Source organism: Nostoc sp., from assembly GCF_036916985.1.
In the GTDB taxonomy this organism is placed as follows: Bacteria; Cyanobacteriota; Cyanobacteriia; order Cyanobacteriales; family Nostocaceae; genus Nostoc.
Map to the genome: position 1 here is coordinate 1 of NZ_JBALFD010000021.1, position 16,322 is coordinate 16,322.

Here is a 16,322-nt window from a genome sequence, read left to right on the forward strand (position 1 = left end):
ATCGCGCCAATGCCTTGAGTGCCTTAGCTGAGAAACTACCACCAGAGTTATTGCCAGAAACCCTCGCTGCTGTCAGGGAGATTCAGAATGAGAATGATCACGCCAATGCCTTAAGTGTCTTAGCTGAGAAATTACCAGAGTTATTGCCAGAAGCCGTTGTTGCTGCTAGGAAGATTCAGGATCAAAGGTATCGCGCCAATGCCTTGAGTGCCTTAGCTGAGAAACTACCACCAGAGTTATTGCCAGAAGCCCTTGTTGCTGCCAGGGAGATTCAGGATCAAAGGTATCGCGCCAATGCCTTGAGTGCCTTAGCTGAGAAACTACCACCAGAGTTATTGCCAGAAGCCCTTGCTGCTGCTAGGGAGATTCAGAATGAGAGCGATCGCGCCAGAGTCTTGAGAGCCTTACTTGAGAAACTACCACCAGAGTTATTGCCAGAAACCCTGGCTGCTGTCAGGGAGATTGAGAATGAGAGCGATCGCGCTTTATTCCTTTGTGTCTTAGCTGAGAAACTGCCGCCAGAGTTGTTACCAGAAGCCCTAGCTATAACAACAGCAATTCAGGCGCTACATCATCGGCTTGATGTCCTTTGTATTTTAGCTGAGAAACTGCCGCCAGAGTTGTTATCAGAAGCTCTAGCTATAGCAAGGACGATTGAGTATGAAGAGTATCGCGCCTTATTCCTTTGTGCTTTGGCTAAGAAACTGCCGCCAGAGTTGTTACCAGAAGCCCTGGCGGTGCAGAGTGCCATTCAGCATAAGTATGGTAAGTATGCTTTTTATGTTTTAGCCGAGGAACTAACGCCAAAGTTGTTATTAGAAGCCCTAACAGAGATTTACTATGATTCCAAATGAGAAAAATCTTATGTTCTGGTGTAAGTAAATTTTAGAAACATTCTTGCTAGAATGCAGGCAAAATAATTTTTGATAGGTTTTTTCAACATCTTTTAACTATCTATTCTGATTCTATCATGCAAGGGTAACACCCAGATATGGCAAGATATCTTCCTAATTTGTTATCAAATCAACGTGAGTATTTGCACTGTTTAGTTCTTTCTGCGCTAGTCGAGAAACTACCGCCAGAGTTATTGACAAAAGCAATATGGGTGGCAGGAACGATTGAAGATAAGGAGTATCGTGCCAAAATACTTTTTCCCTTAGCCGAAAAACTATCGCCAGAGTTTTTGCCAGAAGCAATATTGGTGGCAGGAACGATTCAGGATGAAGAGCATCGTGCCAAAATACTTTTTGCCCTAGCTGAAAAACTACTACCAGAGTTATTGCCAGAAGTCCTCGCTACTGCTAAAAAGATTCAGAATGAGAGATATCGTGCTGATGTTTTGAGTGCCTTAGCAGAGAAACTGCCACCAGAATTGTTGCCACAAGCCTTTGCTGCTGTCAGAGCGATTCAGGATGAAACATATCGCGCCAAAGCCTTGAGTGCTTTATTGACTGCTTTAGCTGAAAAATTGTCACCAGAGTTATTGCCAGAAGCCCTTGCTATTGCCAGGGCGATTCAGGATGAAACAGATCGCGCTAATGTCTTGAGTGCCTTAGCTTCCGGTTTGTCACAAATGCCATCTGCCGAACTTTTTCCTCTTTGGCAAGATACACTTCATCAGCTATCCCTTCGCACTCGCCCTGACTTGCTGCAAGATATCGAGGTATTGTTTCCAGTTATCTTTGCATTAGGTGGTGAAGCAGCAACGGCAGAAATTGCCCGTGCGATTGTGGATGTGGCGCGATGGTGGAAGTAATTTAACAGGGATTTACAATGCCCCTCATTCAACAATTGCTATAAAGAATAAACAATAAATTTCAGTTGAATGTACATCAGTACCCAGAAAGAGGAATTTAGCTATGCTTACATCAATGCGATCGCTCATGGTATTACTGTTTGTACAGTACTAACTGGTGTGACTGGAGGTGTAAATCCAGCCAGCTTACCCAACTTTTGGGGTACAAAGTCCGTTTCTCTGCTACCTTGAACCTCAGATAAGTAGCAATCTCGCACCGCCAACAACAAGCCTTTGATGGCATCTTGTCTGCCTGTTTTGACTAAATCATCTGCCTTTTTGAAAAAATGCGATCGCCATTTGCCATCGTTATTGTCATATAATTCGATTAAATACCAACCTGCAAGATACTCAGCTAAAGGGTCAAGACAAAAACGGATTCTATCTTTAGCAGAACCGATAGTTTGAATCAGGTGCAGACGCTTTTCTAAATAATCGAGGTCGGTTTCTGGGTCATCAATACCCAAATTTGCTAATGCAACAATAGCATCTCCACGCTTGGCGGTTCCTGGTTGATAACTTTGCTGCAAACATTCCCAGGCGATGGCTTTGGCAATTTGATGAACAGTGCGATCGTCAAATTGATTGTCTGTAACATCACGATTGAGTTCATTGATATAACCCAGCATCAAGTTCGGAATATTCTCTGGTAACGCCGAAATATTAGATGCAACCTCTCTACTTGTAATTAACTGTTCAGCATAAAGTTTAGCCAGCAAGACAGTGATATTATGTTGACCTACCATCAGAGACAGGCGGTTACAAGCGTCAAAAAATTCTTGATCGGTAAAGCGATCGCGTTTACCTCGCTGCATGAGATAAGCTTCCATAAAGGACGATAGTTTATTCGCCTCAATCCGCAGAGGTTTAATTATCGTCTTATTAACCCGCCCCAGCTTTTCCTCAATTCGGGAAGTAATCACCAATGCATTCACCGGAAACTCTGGCGACTCCGGCTCAATTGCTTCTCGTGTAGTCGCATTCATTTCTGAGAAACGGTCTACAATCACTAGAATGCGTTTCTTTCTTAACAGACGTAACAGTAATTCTTGACAAATCGGCTCTGGCTCATCAATTAAAGCTTGCAACTGTCCTCTGATAGCTTCTAAAAGCGGCGACTTACCTTCAGTTACCCGAAATTCTTCTTCTAACAGCACTGGTAACATCAAATGTTTGCAGAGTTGTTGGTCTTCATCCTCAGCCATTGCCCACCCAGCGATTCGACACGCTAAACTGGTTTTACCTACACCCCCTTCGCCGCCAATTACTAGACAGCTACGTTGTTTCTCGAAAGTTGAGCGCAAATTCTCATTCATTAGTTGGGGAACTGTTGTACCATCCAGAACAACGGGAATGGGAATGTAACAGGCGCGACTGCTAACCGTATCCTTTTTGGGAAATTGTTCGCGGGCTGCTTTGATATATTTAGCTACCCACGCATCTAATACTCTAGGATGGTAATGAAACCAGCCAACAAATAGCACATATCGCAGAGGTACATTGACGCTGATAAATGGTAGGGAAAAATCTGTGTAGGGTTTGAGGGCGTTGTTAATTTTCAACAACCATAAAGGGGCTAATCGCAAGAGAATTAACCACACGGAAGGTAATAAGATCAGGTAGGCGGCAATTCCCAAGAGTAATTTATGCTGAAATAGCCATTCTAGAACTCTATCAAAGAGGCGAGTTTCTTTTTCTGCTTTCAAGGCATTGAGAGGACGACGTATCAGCCTACTGTCCGTCTCTGTGAATTTATCTTTATGTTCTTGGATAGTTGTCAATACCTGCTCAAAGTCTGAGATGACTTTCTGCAACTTTGAGCTAGGTAAAGCATTTGCTTTGTCCTGAAAGCCTGCCGCTATTCCTCCTAAACCTTTGATAGCACCTAAACGCACGTAAAACTGGTTATCATTCAACAGAGTAATTAAATTAGGGACAGCCGATACTGCTTCTGTACCCATTGCACCCAGGGCGTAGGCAGAATTATAACGTACAGCCGGGTTATTATCTTTTAGGGCAGCGGTTAATACTGGGACAGCTACTTTCGCTTCTACACCAATTTTCCTCAGTGCAGAAGGAACATAAATGCGAACGAATTGCTCTTTGTCTTGTAATGCCGCCATCAACGATGGAACTGCTGCTTTGGCTGCTGTACCAATATTTCCTAAAGCTAAGGTGGCGTACAGGCGGACTTGTCCATCCTCATCGTGCAATGCTGCACTTAAAGCTGGAACTGCTGGTGCTGCTTCTGCACCCAAATCTCCTAAAACCGAAGCGGCGTGCCAGCGAAGATTAATATCCTGATTTTTCAACGCCTCAATCAGAGACGGTACTGCTGGGGAACCGATATTAACTAAGGCATCTGCGGCAATGCTACTGATATGGGCATCGTTATCTATGAGCTTCTGAATCAGGGGAGCAATTTTGCTGTCAGTAGTGATTTGCGCCCAGCTATTGCTTGTGCATAGTAGGAACAGCGTCAGGCATAAGACAACCACCTTGAGCGCACTAAGTAATACTTGTCTGGTGTGCTTTGTCATTGAATCGGATTGAATCACCCGATGAACAACTCCAGTCAGAGAAACTACACCTAGATTGTAATCTAACTGTGAATGCGGGTTAGCGATATTTACGACGGGCTACGCCTACGCACTGGTTTGCTCAAGCTTGATTAACATTGGAATTTAAACGCATCATAATTTTCTCTGGTTCTGTCAAATTTTTAAACCCATAACGTCGATAAAGTCCATGAGCGTCTTTTCCTTGACGAAACACCTTGGTACGAGAAAGGTAAATATCGATTGCTTAGTTACCGTTCAAGAATTGCTTTTGATGTAGCAATGTTGTTAGAATCTAGATAAGAATATTAATTCTATAAAGCTAAAAAATATGTATATCCAAATTAAACCAGAACTAGAGCAATTTATTCAGGCACAGCTTGCAAGTGGTAGATTTACGAATGCAGATGATGTCATCAATGAAGCCTTTAAACTGTTACAAGAAAGAGAGCAGCGACTTGAAGAATTACGACAAAAAATTTCTATAGGAACTGAACAAATTGCTAAGGGACAAGTAACTGACGGCGAAGTTGTATTTGCCAGATTACAAGAAAAAATTCGTCTAATTGCAGAGGAGTCCTCTGAATGAGTAATTATTCACTTTCAGATGCAGCAATTGGAGATTTAGATGAAATTTGTGAATATATTGCTCGGAGTAACCCAAAAGCAGCTAGTAAACTTTTTGATGACATTCGCTCCAAATGTAAATTAGTAGCGAGTTTCCCCAATATGGGAAAAAGCTATGGAAAGCTTGTACCAAATCTGCGCGGTTTTGTTGTGAATGATTACATTATATTTTACTATCCAAGGGAAGACGGAATTAGTATTACTCGTGTTGCCAGTGGTTATCGAGATTTAGAATCTTTGTTCGTAGATTAATAATTAAACTGTAACTAGGTTTTTGGTCTAGTACTTATCGCTCTATTCAGGGGCATAAAACTAACTTAGTACAATACAAATACGATATAAGTATAATAGAAGTTAAGTATATATAGCATTTTGAAATGTTTCAATTATGGAACTAGCATGAAAATTCACATATTAAGTGATTTACATCTTGAATTTAAACCCTTTAATACTCCTGATATAAATGCGGATATTGTTGTTTTAGCTGGAGATATTAATTTAAGAGAAAGAGGAATTAAATGGGCAATTCAAAACATTCCCAATAAACCAGTGATATATGTATTAGGTAATCATGAATATTATGGAAGTGCTTATCCAAGGCTTGTTGAGAAGCTGAAAGATTATTCATTAGGAACTAATGTTCATGTTCTAGAAAATGATTTAGTTACCATTGAAGGTGTAAATTTTTTAGGTTGTACTTTATGGACTGATTTTAAACTGTTTGGTGAGCCACGTATGGCAGGTGTAGAAGCTAGTCAAGTCATGAACGATTACAAGAAAATTAGATTAAGTCCTCAATACTCAAAGTTAAGAACTATTGACACAGCCCTAATTTGTAAAAACTCAGTTAATTGGTTAAAAAATACATTATCTGGCTTGTCTGGTAAAAATGTAATTATCAGTCATCATGCTCCTAGTGCAAAGTCTATACCTTCTCAATATCAAGAAGATATTTTAAGTGCTGCTTATGCATCAAATCTTGATACTTTAGTTGAGGAGTCTGGAGCATTATTATGGATTCATGGCCACATTCACAATCAATTAGATTATCAAATCGGTTTGACTCGCGTTATTTGTAATCCGCGTGGTTATCCAGATGAACCAAATAATTACTTTAATCCAGAATTATCAGTGGATATTTAATAAATATAGCAATCCGATTTGATTTTTGAAAAAATCTAAGTGTAACCTCCAGATAACGCTGCAACTTCTCTAAGTCACTGTTACCAGTAATTATCCATAAAAGTAACTGAAGAGCCAAAAATAATAATAACTATACGTGAGTTCGACAGACCTCTCCTTGCCTTGAACTTTAGTTCAAGTCTGTCCCTCTCCGACTCGGAGAGGGACAGGTTTTGCGTAGTAAAACCTTCTTAGAGGTCTTTTGGGTGGACATGAGATGACTAGTCGAACTCACGTTAACTATAATTGATTCTCGCGGTCAGTGGTTTGCAACCTAAGATGATGAAATTACTGAACCATTAGCTGGATAAGAAAGGCTATATTCAGAAGTATATGGGTGCATCTAGCATTGATTATGAATCAGCCTACAACAAAATCTTGGCAAGAAGTCATCGCTGCTTTTAAAAAAATCTGGGGTTATGAAGATTTTCGTCCGCCGCAGGGAGAAATTGTCAGCAGTTTATTGGCACAAAAAGACGCGCTGATTATTATGCCCACAGGTGGCGGGAAGTCAATTTGTTTTCAACTTCCCGCACTGCTACAAACAGGATTAACTTTGGTAGTTTCACCCTTAGTGGCGTTGATGGAAAATCAAGTACAGGAACTACGAGAAAGCCACCAAAAAGCAGCACTTTTGCATAGTGAATTATCTTCATCTCAACGTCGTGCAACTCTGCAAGCTTTGGAACGTCAACAGCTAAGATTACTGTATTTGTCACCAGAAACTTTGCTAAGTGTGCCAGTGTGGGAAAGATTATGTCAGCCGCAATTGCAAATTAATGGTTTGATTTTAGATGAAGCTCATTGTTTGGTGCAATGGGGTGATACTTTTCGCCCAGCTTATCGCAGATTAGGGGTGGTGCGTCCGGCATTGCTAAAATCAAAACCACCAGGAACAAAAATTAGTATCGCTGCTTTTACTGCTACTGCTGACCCCTCAGCCCAAAAAATTATTCAAACAGTTTTACAATTACAACAACCAGAGATTTTCCGCTTGAATCCTTACCGTCCGAATTTGCATCCCAGCGTTCGCATCGCTTGGACACCACGAGGTAGGAAACAACAATTATTAAAGTTTATTCAAAATAGACTGCAACAATCGGGATTAGTTTATGTTCGCACCAGGAGAGATAGCGAAGATTTAGCCCAATGGTTAGCAGAGATGGGTTACGCTACAGCTAGCTATCATGCGGGATTAGGTGCAACCGAACGCCGTGAAGTAGAAGCAAGCTGGTTAAGTGGTAAAATGCCTTTTGTGGTTTGTACCTGTGCGTTTGGTATGGGGATAAATAAAAGTGATGTTCGCTGGGTAGCACATTTTCACGCGCCACATTTGTTATCTGAATATGTGCAAGAAATTGGCCGGGCTGGAAGGGATGGGAAACCAGCCGAAGCGTTGACATTGGTGAGTGAACCTACGGGGTGGTTAGATTCAGGAGATAAGCAAAGACAGGAGTTTTTTCACGAACAAATGCGATCGCAACAACAAATAGCGCAGCAACTTGTGAAAAAATTACCAAAACAGGGAGAAGTGAATGCAGTAACTCGACAATTTCCCGAAGGTGCGACGGCGCTAGCTTTACTCCATAGCAGTGGTCAGTTAAACTGGCTTGACCCTTTTCATTACAGCATTGGGCAAAAAGCCGGAAATCAGCCACCGACGCAATTACACGCCGCCAAACAAATGCAGCAATACCTGACTACAAAGCAGTGTCGTTGGCAATTTTTGTTAAACGCCTTTGGTTTTGACAAAGAAGCAGCTAAGTTGCGTTGCGGACATTGCGATAATTGCTGTTAACTAACAGTCCGTTTCATCGGAATTTCTATCCAGAACTCACAGCCCTTACCAGCTTCAGAAACACACTTGATATTACCGCCATGTTTTTCGACAATAATTTGGTAGCTAATAGATAACCCCAAACCAGTACCTTGTCCAGGTTGTTTGGTGGTAAAGAAAGGTTCAAAGATGCGCGATCGCATCCTCTCTGGAATCCCACAACCATTGTCAGCAATCCAAATCAGAATCGTATTCTCTTCTATGACTTCTGTACGAATCAAAATTTTGGGATTTTGAATTTTTTTTCCACTAGTTGCTGAGTTTTCCAGTGCATCGATCGCATTGTTGAGAATATTCATAAACACCTGATTTATCTGGGCTGCATAGCAGACTACTGGGGGTAATTCACCATATTGTTTAACTACCTCAATTGCAAAAGAATTAGTCTCTGGTTGCAGTCGATGTTGTAAAATTAGCAAAGTACTGTCTATGCCTTCATGAATATCTACTGGCTTCATTCCTGTTTCGTCAAGTCGAGAAAAGCTTCGTAATGACAAGACTAATTGAGAGATTCGATCTGCCCCTATCTTCATTGAAGTTAGAATTTTAGGGAAGTCATCACTAATAAAATCTAAATCTAGTGCTGCTACTTGCTTTTGAATTTCTTCTGTTGTTTTAGGATACTGTTTTTGATAAAGGTGTAGTAATTTCAATAAATTTTCAGCATGTTCTGTAACATAAGTGATGTTGCCATAAATAAAACTAATGGGGTTATTAATTTCATGTGCTACACCAGCAACTAACTGCCCTAAGCCTGCCATTTTCTCACTTTGAATTAACTGGCTCTGAGTGTACTGCAATTCTTTAAGAGTCTGTGTGATTTCTTCTTTTTGACGTTGAGTTTGTTCGAGTAATTCCGCTTGCTGGAGTCCTACCCCTAACTGAGTACCAATTTGCATTAGCAAATCTACTTCATCTTCTTGCCAATCACGAGGTCTGATATTTTGATAAGCTGCTAGTAATCCCCAAAGTTTCTCACCCTGAAAAATTGGCACAATCATATATGCCCTAGCCTCCATTAGCTCGATTAGGGCAATATAAGGAATAGAATCATCGGTGCTGTAAATATCTTTAATAACAAGAGTTTTACTATTAGCAAAATCTCCGCCTTGGATTTCTTGCAAGTAATTACTGGCGTAGGCGTAGCCGGTCGTAGACATCGCAGGTACAATATCCTTGACTGCTGTCCAACCTTGGGCTAATGACTCAGCAACAAATTCCCCACTCCAATCAGCCCCGAATCGATAGATTGTTACTCGATCGACTTCCAATAGCCGCCGGACTTCTTCCGTACTGGTAGCAAAGATGGTGTCAATATCAAGAGACTGGCGAATTTTCTCCACCGTTGTGGCTAAAGCCTTTTCCCTTTGGGCTGCTTTCCTTTCTCGTTCGGCGGCTTTAGCCAGTTTTTGGGCTTGCACCTGCATGTGTTTCAAGGACTCAGCTTGCTGTAATGCTACCCCCAATTGAACGCCAACTTGTGCTAGCAAATTGATTTCTTCATCTTGCCAATAACGAGGCTGGGAATTTTGATAAGCTACTAGCAATCCCCACAGCTTTTCGCCCTGAGAAATTGGGACAAAAACTTCATTACGTGCGTACTTACCTGCTTTCGTTCTTTGGACAAAAACGCTTTCGGTCAATGGCTGCGGCATAACCACTGGTGTCCAGCCATCAACAATAGAATCAGCCACAAATTCGCCACTCCAATCAGGATAGAAGCGATAAATTGCGACTCGTTCAACTTCCAATAGCCGACGGACTTCTTGAGTAGTGGTTTTAAAGATGGCTTCAATATCAAGAGACTGACGAATTTTTTCTACGGTGTTTGCCAGCGCCCTTTGCCTTTCAGCAGCTTTGCTGATCTCTGCTGCTTGAATCTGCATTTGTTGGATAAATTCTGCTTGCTGCAAAGCTACACCTAATTGAGTGCCCACTTGGGTAAGCAAGTAAACCTCATCTTTTTGCCAATCACGGGTTGTAGCATTCTGATACACTGCTAGCAGCCCCCAGAGCTTTTGACCGTGGTAAATGGCAATAATTACATAAGCTCTGGCTTGATATATCTCTAAGATTTTAATGTAGCAGTTGCTAAAGCCTGAATTGTAAATATCATTACAAACACGATAAACTTCACATCTACTAAAACTACCACCCTCTGTATCTTGTAAGTAAGTATCAGCAACAGGGGGTTTAGCTAAATCTTTAGCGCTACATTCACTGACGTTTTCTTTCAATTCTGGGCGCTGCGATTGTTCATGGATGAGAGAAATCCAACCCTCTGCCACTGATTCAAACACAAATTCACCACTCCAATCGGGATTAAAGCGGTAGATAGCGACGCGATCGGCATTTAGCAGTTGCCTAAGTTCTCCGGTGGTTGTGTGGAAAATGCTTTCTAAGTCTAGGAACTGACGAATTTTCTCAATGGTGATGGCTATGGTTTTCTGCCATTCGGCTGCTTTTTCTCTGGCTTTTGCTTGTGCTAGTTCTGCTGATTGTAGTTTGACTTGTTCCAGGTAATCTGCTTGCTGCAAAGCAACTCCGAGATGTTCGGCGATTAATTGCACAAACTCAATTTCTGAATCTTCCCATTGGCGAGGACTACTACACTGATGAATACACAACAAGCCCCATAAATCTTTACCTTTCATCAAGGGGGCAGTTATATTGCCACGTACTTGGAATCTTTCCAGAATCTTGATGTAGCACTCACTGGCATTAACTTGATAAATATCAGCTATTGCTTTAATTCGACCTTGCTGATACAGTCCTGAGAATTCCTCACTAAAGCAGTGGTCACGGAGTTTGGCTGCTAGTGCCGAACCCCATTCTGTTCCCACATCTTCATAGATAAATTCCCCTTCCCATGCCAACTCAGGATAAAAACGAAACACGCCAACCCGATCGCTTTTTAAAAGCTGACGTACTTCAGTGACCGTAATTTTGAAGATAGTTTCTATGTCTAGAGACTCCCGAATATGGGCAATAACTCCAGACAAGGCTTTTTGTTGCTCATTCTGACGGAGAGAAAATATCACATCTGAATGAGATTCTTGTTGTTCTGAATTTGGTTCTATGGGTTGAGTAGTAGAGGAGTTTTCCATTCCCAGTGGGACTTTAAGTATTGAAAGTCTTCTATCTCATGATTCCCGTTGCGATCGCAAAGGTAACAGTTATTTGCTGGGAATGTCAGAAAAAAACAATATAGGGACATGATACTATCGTGTCCCTACAAAAAGATTTTTCAACCACAAAGGAATTATCGCCGCTTAGGAGGGGCGCTGCGGGTGGTGCGTTTCTCTTCATCTCGGCGACGGCGATCGCGCCAATCTGCCAGGGTTAAATAACCAATACCACCAGTGACTACTACGAGTAGCAGTACGGCTACTATTGCTAAAATACTCAAAAATGGACTTTCCACAATGCCTCTACAGTCCGTTACGTCCCCACACTACCATTGCAATTGACCAAGTGAACACAACTAACAACGATACCCAACCTAGTGTCAAAATCTCCATAGTCCCACTTTTCAAATAATTACAAAAGGTTTCTAATATTTATCATACAGGGATTAGGCAGGCTCAGATTGTTTTATCCAATGACATTGGAACTTTGGCGATCCCACACCAGGGAGACACTATCTTTTATTGATACCCTACTACTTTACGTAATTATAATGTAAAAAAGTAGCGATCGCGCTTTTCCAATTGATGATTTGGGAATACTAGGGTGATGGATATATATTTCAAATCTCGCAACCCTTAGTATCATGCCGACATTTTTCAACAATTATTTCCAAACTAACGATTTTATTCCCCACGGACATTGTTATCTCTGGCAAACTGGATTAGTTTGGTTGCACATTATTTCTGATGCCGCGATCGCTCTTGCCTATTATTCTATTCCTTTTCTATTAATTTACTTTATTTCTAAGCGCAAAGACGTTCCTTTTAATGGAGTATTTCTATTATTTGGTGCTTTTATCATTGCCTGCGGTACTGGACACTTGATGGAAATTTGGACGCTTTGGCATCCAGACTATTGGATTGCAGGTGCTTTAAAGGCTCTAACTGCCATTATTTCAATATATACGGCATTCGCGTTAATTGATCTCATGCCTCAAGCCCTGACGCTACCTAGCCCTGCCCAATTAGAAGCGATCAATCGAGTGCTTTCAACTGAAATTGTCGAACGCAAGCGCATCGAAAAAGAACTACGCCTTGCACAAGAAGTCGCTCAAAACTCCAGCCAAGCCAAGAGTGAATTTCTTGCAAATATGAGTCATGAACTACGCACACCCCTCAACGGCATTCTTGGCTATACCCAAATCCTCCAACGCACAGAATCTTTAAGTGAAAAAGGACGTAAAGGAGTCGGCGTTATTTATCAATGTGGTTCTCATCTTTTAACCCTAATTAATGATGTCCTGGATCTCTCCAAGATAGAAGCTCGAAAACTGGAACTGCATCCTGTTGATTTCTTCTTACCTTCCTTTCTAGATAGCGTGACTGAAATTTGTCGCATCCGAGCAGAACAAAAGGTCATTGACTTTGATGTCCAACTCGATCCTAATTTGCCAACGGGCATTCATGGTGATGAAAAACGCTTACGACAAGTATTGATAAACTTACTTAGTAATGCCATTAAATTTACTAATCAAGGCAATGTCACTTTCAAGGTTAAAGTCATTGAGAAAGAATTAAATACTAATGAAAAAACTAACTACAAAATTCGCTTTGAGGTCATAGATACTGGTACGGGTATAATCCCTGAACAAGCCGAGAAAATCTTCCAGCCCTTTGAGCAAGTCGGAAATCAGAAACGACAATCGGAAGGTACAGGTTTGGGATTAGCAATCAGCCAAAAAATTGTTTTGTTGATGGGTGGTCAAATTCAGGTACAAAGTGAACTTGGTAAAGGCAGCACTTTCTGGTTTGAAGCAAAATTCTCAGAATCTAAAGACTGGGCAAAGGTTTCTAGAATAGTTGAGCAAGGAACTATTATTGGTTATCAGGGACAACGCCGCACCATTTTGATTGCAGATGACAAATGGGAAAACCGATCGGTAATTGTCAATTTACTAGAGCCAGTTGGGTTTATTGTTGTAGAAGCTAGTCATGGTCAGGAAGGTTGGGAACAGACCATAGCACACAAACCAGACTTGATTATCACTGATCTAGTGATGCCTATATTGGATGGATTTGAATTGATTAGTCGTTTGCGTAAATCTGAAAACTTTAAAGACATTACTGTCATCGCTTCATCAGCAAGTGTATTTGCAGCCGACCAATATAAGAGCATTGATCTAGGTGCAGATGCCTTTCTACCAAAGCCTGTAGAAGCTGAAGCACTATTGGAAATACTACGACAATTTTTGCAACTGGAATGGATTTTTGATGGTAAGGTAGACGCAATAAAAAGAATCCAGGCGAGTGATTTGGATCAAAAAAATGAGATAATTTATCCCGGCAATGAGGTTTTACAACAGTTACTCGAACTCATCCAAGACGGCGATATTCAAAAAGTTTTGGAACTGGCTGAACAACTTTCTACATCTGATGAGCAACTAAATATTTTCGCCCAACATTTGAGCCAGCTTGCTAGTAATTTCCAACTCAAACGCTTGGAAACTTTTGTTGAACAATACATCAATTAATTTGAGTTGAATTTTACTTTTAAATGGATCATGAACAAGAACCAAAATACTGGATTTATTTTGATTGTGGATGATAATCCAACAAATTTATCTGTCCTATGTGAAGCGCTCAATAGTGAGGGTTTTCGTTTACGTGTTGCAGTCGATGGAGAAAGTGCGATCGCTCAAGCCGAACGCAATCAACCAGAGTTGATTTTGCTGGATGTACAAATGCCAGGTATTGACGGATTTGAAACTTGTCGTCGCCTCAAAGCCAATCCTGTCACCCAAAACATTCCAATTATTTTCACCACTGCCTTAGCAGATATAGAGAGTAAAACGAAGGGATTTTCCCTTGGTGCAGTAGACTATATCCCGAAACCCTTTGCACAAGAGGAAGTCATTGCTAGAGTGCGCGTGCATTTACAACTCAAACAATTGAATGAATCTTTGGAACAACAAGTTAGCGATCGCACCAGGGCTTTGCAACAAGCCCAAGTCCAACTAGTGCAGCAAGAGAAACTATCAACACTCGGAGAGTTAATCGCTGGGATTGGCCATGAAATTAATAACCCCGTCAACTTTATTTCTAGCAATATTCCACCTTTGCAAGAATACATTGCCGGAGTAAGCGAGTTGCTTCTACTGTATGAACAAGAGTATCCAAACCCAACAGCTAAAATTACTACTGCTATTCAGAACTTGGATCTGAATTTTGTTCTCGAAGATATGGTAAAAATTTTGAACTCACTCCAGCTAGGAAGCGAACGAATTCAGAACCTTTCTAATTCACTCCGCAACTTCTGTCGCTCAGATAGTGATACAAAAATCTCTGCTGATTTGCACCAAGGATTAGATAGTACACTCATGATTTTGCAACACCGCCTCAAGGCTAATGGCGATCGTCCCCAGATTGAAGTTATTAAAAATTATGGAGTATTACCACATATCAACTGCTATTTAGGACAGATGAATCAAGTATTTATGAATATTCTGGCAAATGCAGTTGATGCCCTTGATGACGCTATCATACAAGGAAAAATGAGTAATCTAATCCCTCAGATTAAAATTACAACAGAAATAAATTCGGAACAATTGGTTGTAATTCGGATTGCTGACAATGGGATTGGTGTTCCTGAACGGCTGAAAAAACGCTTATTTGAGCCATTATTTACCACAAAAACTGTTGGTAAAGGTACTGGACTTGGCTTGTCGATTGCTTATGAAATAGTTGTAGAAAAACACAACGGTGTATTAGAAGTGAATTCTCAACCAGGTGGGGGAACCGAATTTATCATCAAAATCCCCGATGAGAGCATTTAATTAATTACAATTATTTGAGTAAGTTTATTAAAGCAGTGAAGGCAACTTTAGATCCTCAATTAATGGCAGAGCGCCTAGAATCCCTCAAGGCTGGAATAGTTGGAGGTTTTTCGCTATTTTCTGCCTTCGCGATCGCCAGTCTTTTGAATACTTTCGTACTAGCGAAGTATTTTCAGACACTCGTAAGTCTGCAAAGTAATGTGAATTGGCACTTGTGGGTAAGTGGTGCGATCGCAACTTTTATTGGTTTCCTATTTGGTATTACCTACCGCTATATCATCCGCTCAGATCAAAATCCTCAACTCAAAGCTGGCGGTGTCTTGGCTTTTGGTTTGGTGCGGGGATTAACTCAGATAGAACTTGGCTGGAATTCTAATAGCACGATTTGGCCTTTTTTGGTATTGGCGGCAGAAAGTTTATTGTGGTTTGTGTTGGCTGCGATCGCTCTTGATCTCGCTATTCAATTCCGCTGGGTTAAACCTTTTTCATCAATCTAAATTCTCTTTGTCAAGTTCTTGTTTGGTAGAGAGTTGTGGTTCAAATAGATAAAAAAGCCTGTAAGCATCACGCTATTGTATTATAATAAATACAATAAAGTTACACTAATTACGCATTTTTCCAGAAGTACGTATAAATAATAACTAGTACTAATTATCAATACTCAATTACATAATATGAAAACTAAAAGATCCCACTATTATTTGATAATCGATCTTGAAGCTACGTGCTGTAACAGTAGAACTATTCCCCGTCACGAAATGGAAATCATCGAAATTGGTGCGGTGATGCTCAATCGAACAACATGGGAAATTGATTCTGAATTTCAGCAATTCATCCAACCTGTGAGACATCCACAACTGACAGATTTTTGTACCGAATTGACTAGTATTCGGCAGCAAGATGTTGACGAAGCACCAAAATTTTTAGAGGCAATTTCTCGCTTCCAAGAATGGATTTATTCATTTCCCAATCATATTTTTTGTTCTTGGGGCAATTATGACAAAAAGCAATTTATTCAAGATTGCGCGTTTCATAATTTCTCTTATCCTTTTACTTCAGAACACATAAATATCAAAGAGGAATTTTCAGAATATCTTGGCGTGTCTAAAAAATTTGGTATGGCACTAGCTCTCAATGAGTTGGGAATAGAATTAAAAGGCACACACCATCGTGGTATTGATGATGCCCGCAACATTGCAGCTATCTACAGACAGATGAAGGAGGCAGGAGGCAGGAGGCAGAAAGAAGGCAGAAGATTTTTTTCAGAAGGGGATTCAAACCCTCCTGAAAAAGAGCCACCAAATTGAAAATTTGGAGTTCTTGTCTTAAACCCAAGACCATAGCGATCGCGGTACTTGAGAG

At 40.8% G+C, this 16,322-nt stretch carries 13 protein-coding genes and 1 pseudogene; 10 read left to right on the forward strand and 4 right to left on the reverse strand.

The features are described 5' to 3' along the window. A pseudogene (locus V7L07_RS07970) lies at positions 1-854 on the forward strand (hypothetical protein); the annotation flags it as partial. A 137-nt stretch (positions 855-991) separates the two neighbouring features. Further along, the gene (locus V7L07_RS07975; RefSeq protein WP_335056642.1) at positions 992-1,756 is read left to right on the forward strand and encodes a hypothetical protein; all 765 of its coding nucleotides are present in this window, start codon (positions 992-994) and stop codon (positions 1,754-1,756) included. Between the two features lie 125 nt (positions 1,757-1,881). Here the strand turns inward: V7L07_RS07975 and V7L07_RS07980 are convergent, their stop codons facing one another. Then, on the reverse strand, positions 1,882-4,335 hold the full coding sequence (locus tag V7L07_RS07980; protein WP_335056645.1) for a HEAT repeat domain-containing protein: 2,454 nt from the start codon (positions 4,333-4,335) through the stop codon (positions 1,882-1,884). A 349-nt stretch (positions 4,336-4,684) separates the two neighbouring features. Between V7L07_RS07980 and V7L07_RS07985 the strand changes: the two genes are divergently transcribed. The 4 genes from V7L07_RS07985 to V7L07_RS08000 all read left to right on the forward strand — a co-directional run bounded on the left by V7L07_RS07985 (position 4,685) and on the right by V7L07_RS08000 (position 7,960). Then, complete coding sequence (locus V7L07_RS07985; RefSeq protein WP_335056647.1) at positions 4,685-4,942, forward strand: type II toxin-antitoxin system ParD family antitoxin; 258 nt, start codon at positions 4,685-4,687, stop codon at positions 4,940-4,942. After that, positions 4,939-5,232: a type II toxin-antitoxin system RelE/ParE family toxin gene (locus V7L07_RS07990; protein ID WP_335056650.1), complete on the forward strand. Its 294-nt coding sequence runs from the start codon at positions 4,939-4,941 to the stop codon at positions 5,230-5,232. Before V7L07_RS07985 ends, V7L07_RS07990 begins: the two co-directional genes overlap by 4 nt. Before the next feature lie 147 nt (positions 5,233-5,379). Then, on the forward strand, positions 5,380-6,123 hold the full coding sequence (locus V7L07_RS07995) for a metallophosphoesterase (RefSeq protein ID WP_335056652.1): 744 nt from the start codon (positions 5,380-5,382) through the stop codon (positions 6,121-6,123). 394 nt (positions 6,124-6,517) lie between these two features. Next, positions 6,518-7,960 carry a RecQ family ATP-dependent DNA helicase gene (locus tag V7L07_RS08000; RefSeq protein WP_335056654.1) on the forward strand — a complete coding sequence of 481 codons (1,443 nt, stop codon included), beginning with the start codon at positions 6,518-6,520 and terminating at the stop codon, positions 7,958-7,960. Here the strand turns inward: V7L07_RS08000 and V7L07_RS08005 are convergent. The 3 genes from V7L07_RS08005 to petN form a co-directional block, all read right to left on the reverse strand. Next, positions 7,957-11,106: a GAF domain-containing sensor histidine kinase gene (locus tag V7L07_RS08005; protein ID WP_335056656.1), complete on the reverse strand. Its 3,150-nt coding sequence runs from the start codon at positions 11,104-11,106 to the stop codon at positions 7,957-7,959. The two genes, V7L07_RS08000 and V7L07_RS08005, sit on opposite strands and share 4 nt — an antisense overlap. A gap of 155 nt (positions 11,107-11,261) precedes the next feature. Beyond that, entirely contained in the window at positions 11,262-11,423 is a 162-nt protein-coding gene (locus V7L07_RS08010; RefSeq protein ID WP_335056660.1) for a hypothetical protein, read from the reverse strand. A 7-nt stretch (positions 11,424-11,430) separates the two neighbouring features. Next, positions 11,431-11,520, reverse strand: coding sequence for a cytochrome b6-f complex subunit PetN (gene petN, locus V7L07_RS08015; protein ID WP_012408302.1), 90 nt, complete (start codon positions 11,518-11,520; stop codon positions 11,431-11,433). A gap of 251 nt (positions 11,521-11,771) precedes the next feature. Between petN and V7L07_RS08020 the strand changes: the two genes are divergently transcribed. From V7L07_RS08020 to V7L07_RS08035, 4 genes are all read left to right on the forward strand, one after another. Beyond that, a complete protein-coding gene (locus V7L07_RS08020) occupies positions 11,772-13,658 on the forward strand; it encodes an ATP-binding protein (RefSeq protein ID WP_335056663.1) in 1,887 nt (628 codons plus the stop codon). 30 nt (positions 13,659-13,688) lie between these two features. Beyond that, the gene (locus tag V7L07_RS08025) at positions 13,689-14,960 is read left to right on the forward strand and encodes a sensor histidine kinase (RefSeq protein WP_335056665.1); all 1,272 of its coding nucleotides are present in this window, start codon (positions 13,689-13,691) and stop codon (positions 14,958-14,960) included. A 62-nt stretch (positions 14,961-15,022) separates the two neighbouring features. After that, on the forward strand, positions 15,023-15,457 hold the full coding sequence (locus V7L07_RS08030; RefSeq protein WP_335056750.1) for a hypothetical protein: 435 nt from the start codon (positions 15,023-15,025) through the stop codon (positions 15,455-15,457). Between the two features lie 177 nt (positions 15,458-15,634). After that, positions 15,635-16,267 carry a 3'-5' exonuclease gene (locus V7L07_RS08035; RefSeq protein WP_335056667.1) on the forward strand — a complete coding sequence of 211 codons (633 nt, stop codon included), beginning with the start codon at positions 15,635-15,637 and terminating at the stop codon, positions 16,265-16,267. The last annotated feature ends 55 nt before the right edge of the window (positions 16,268-16,322 follow it).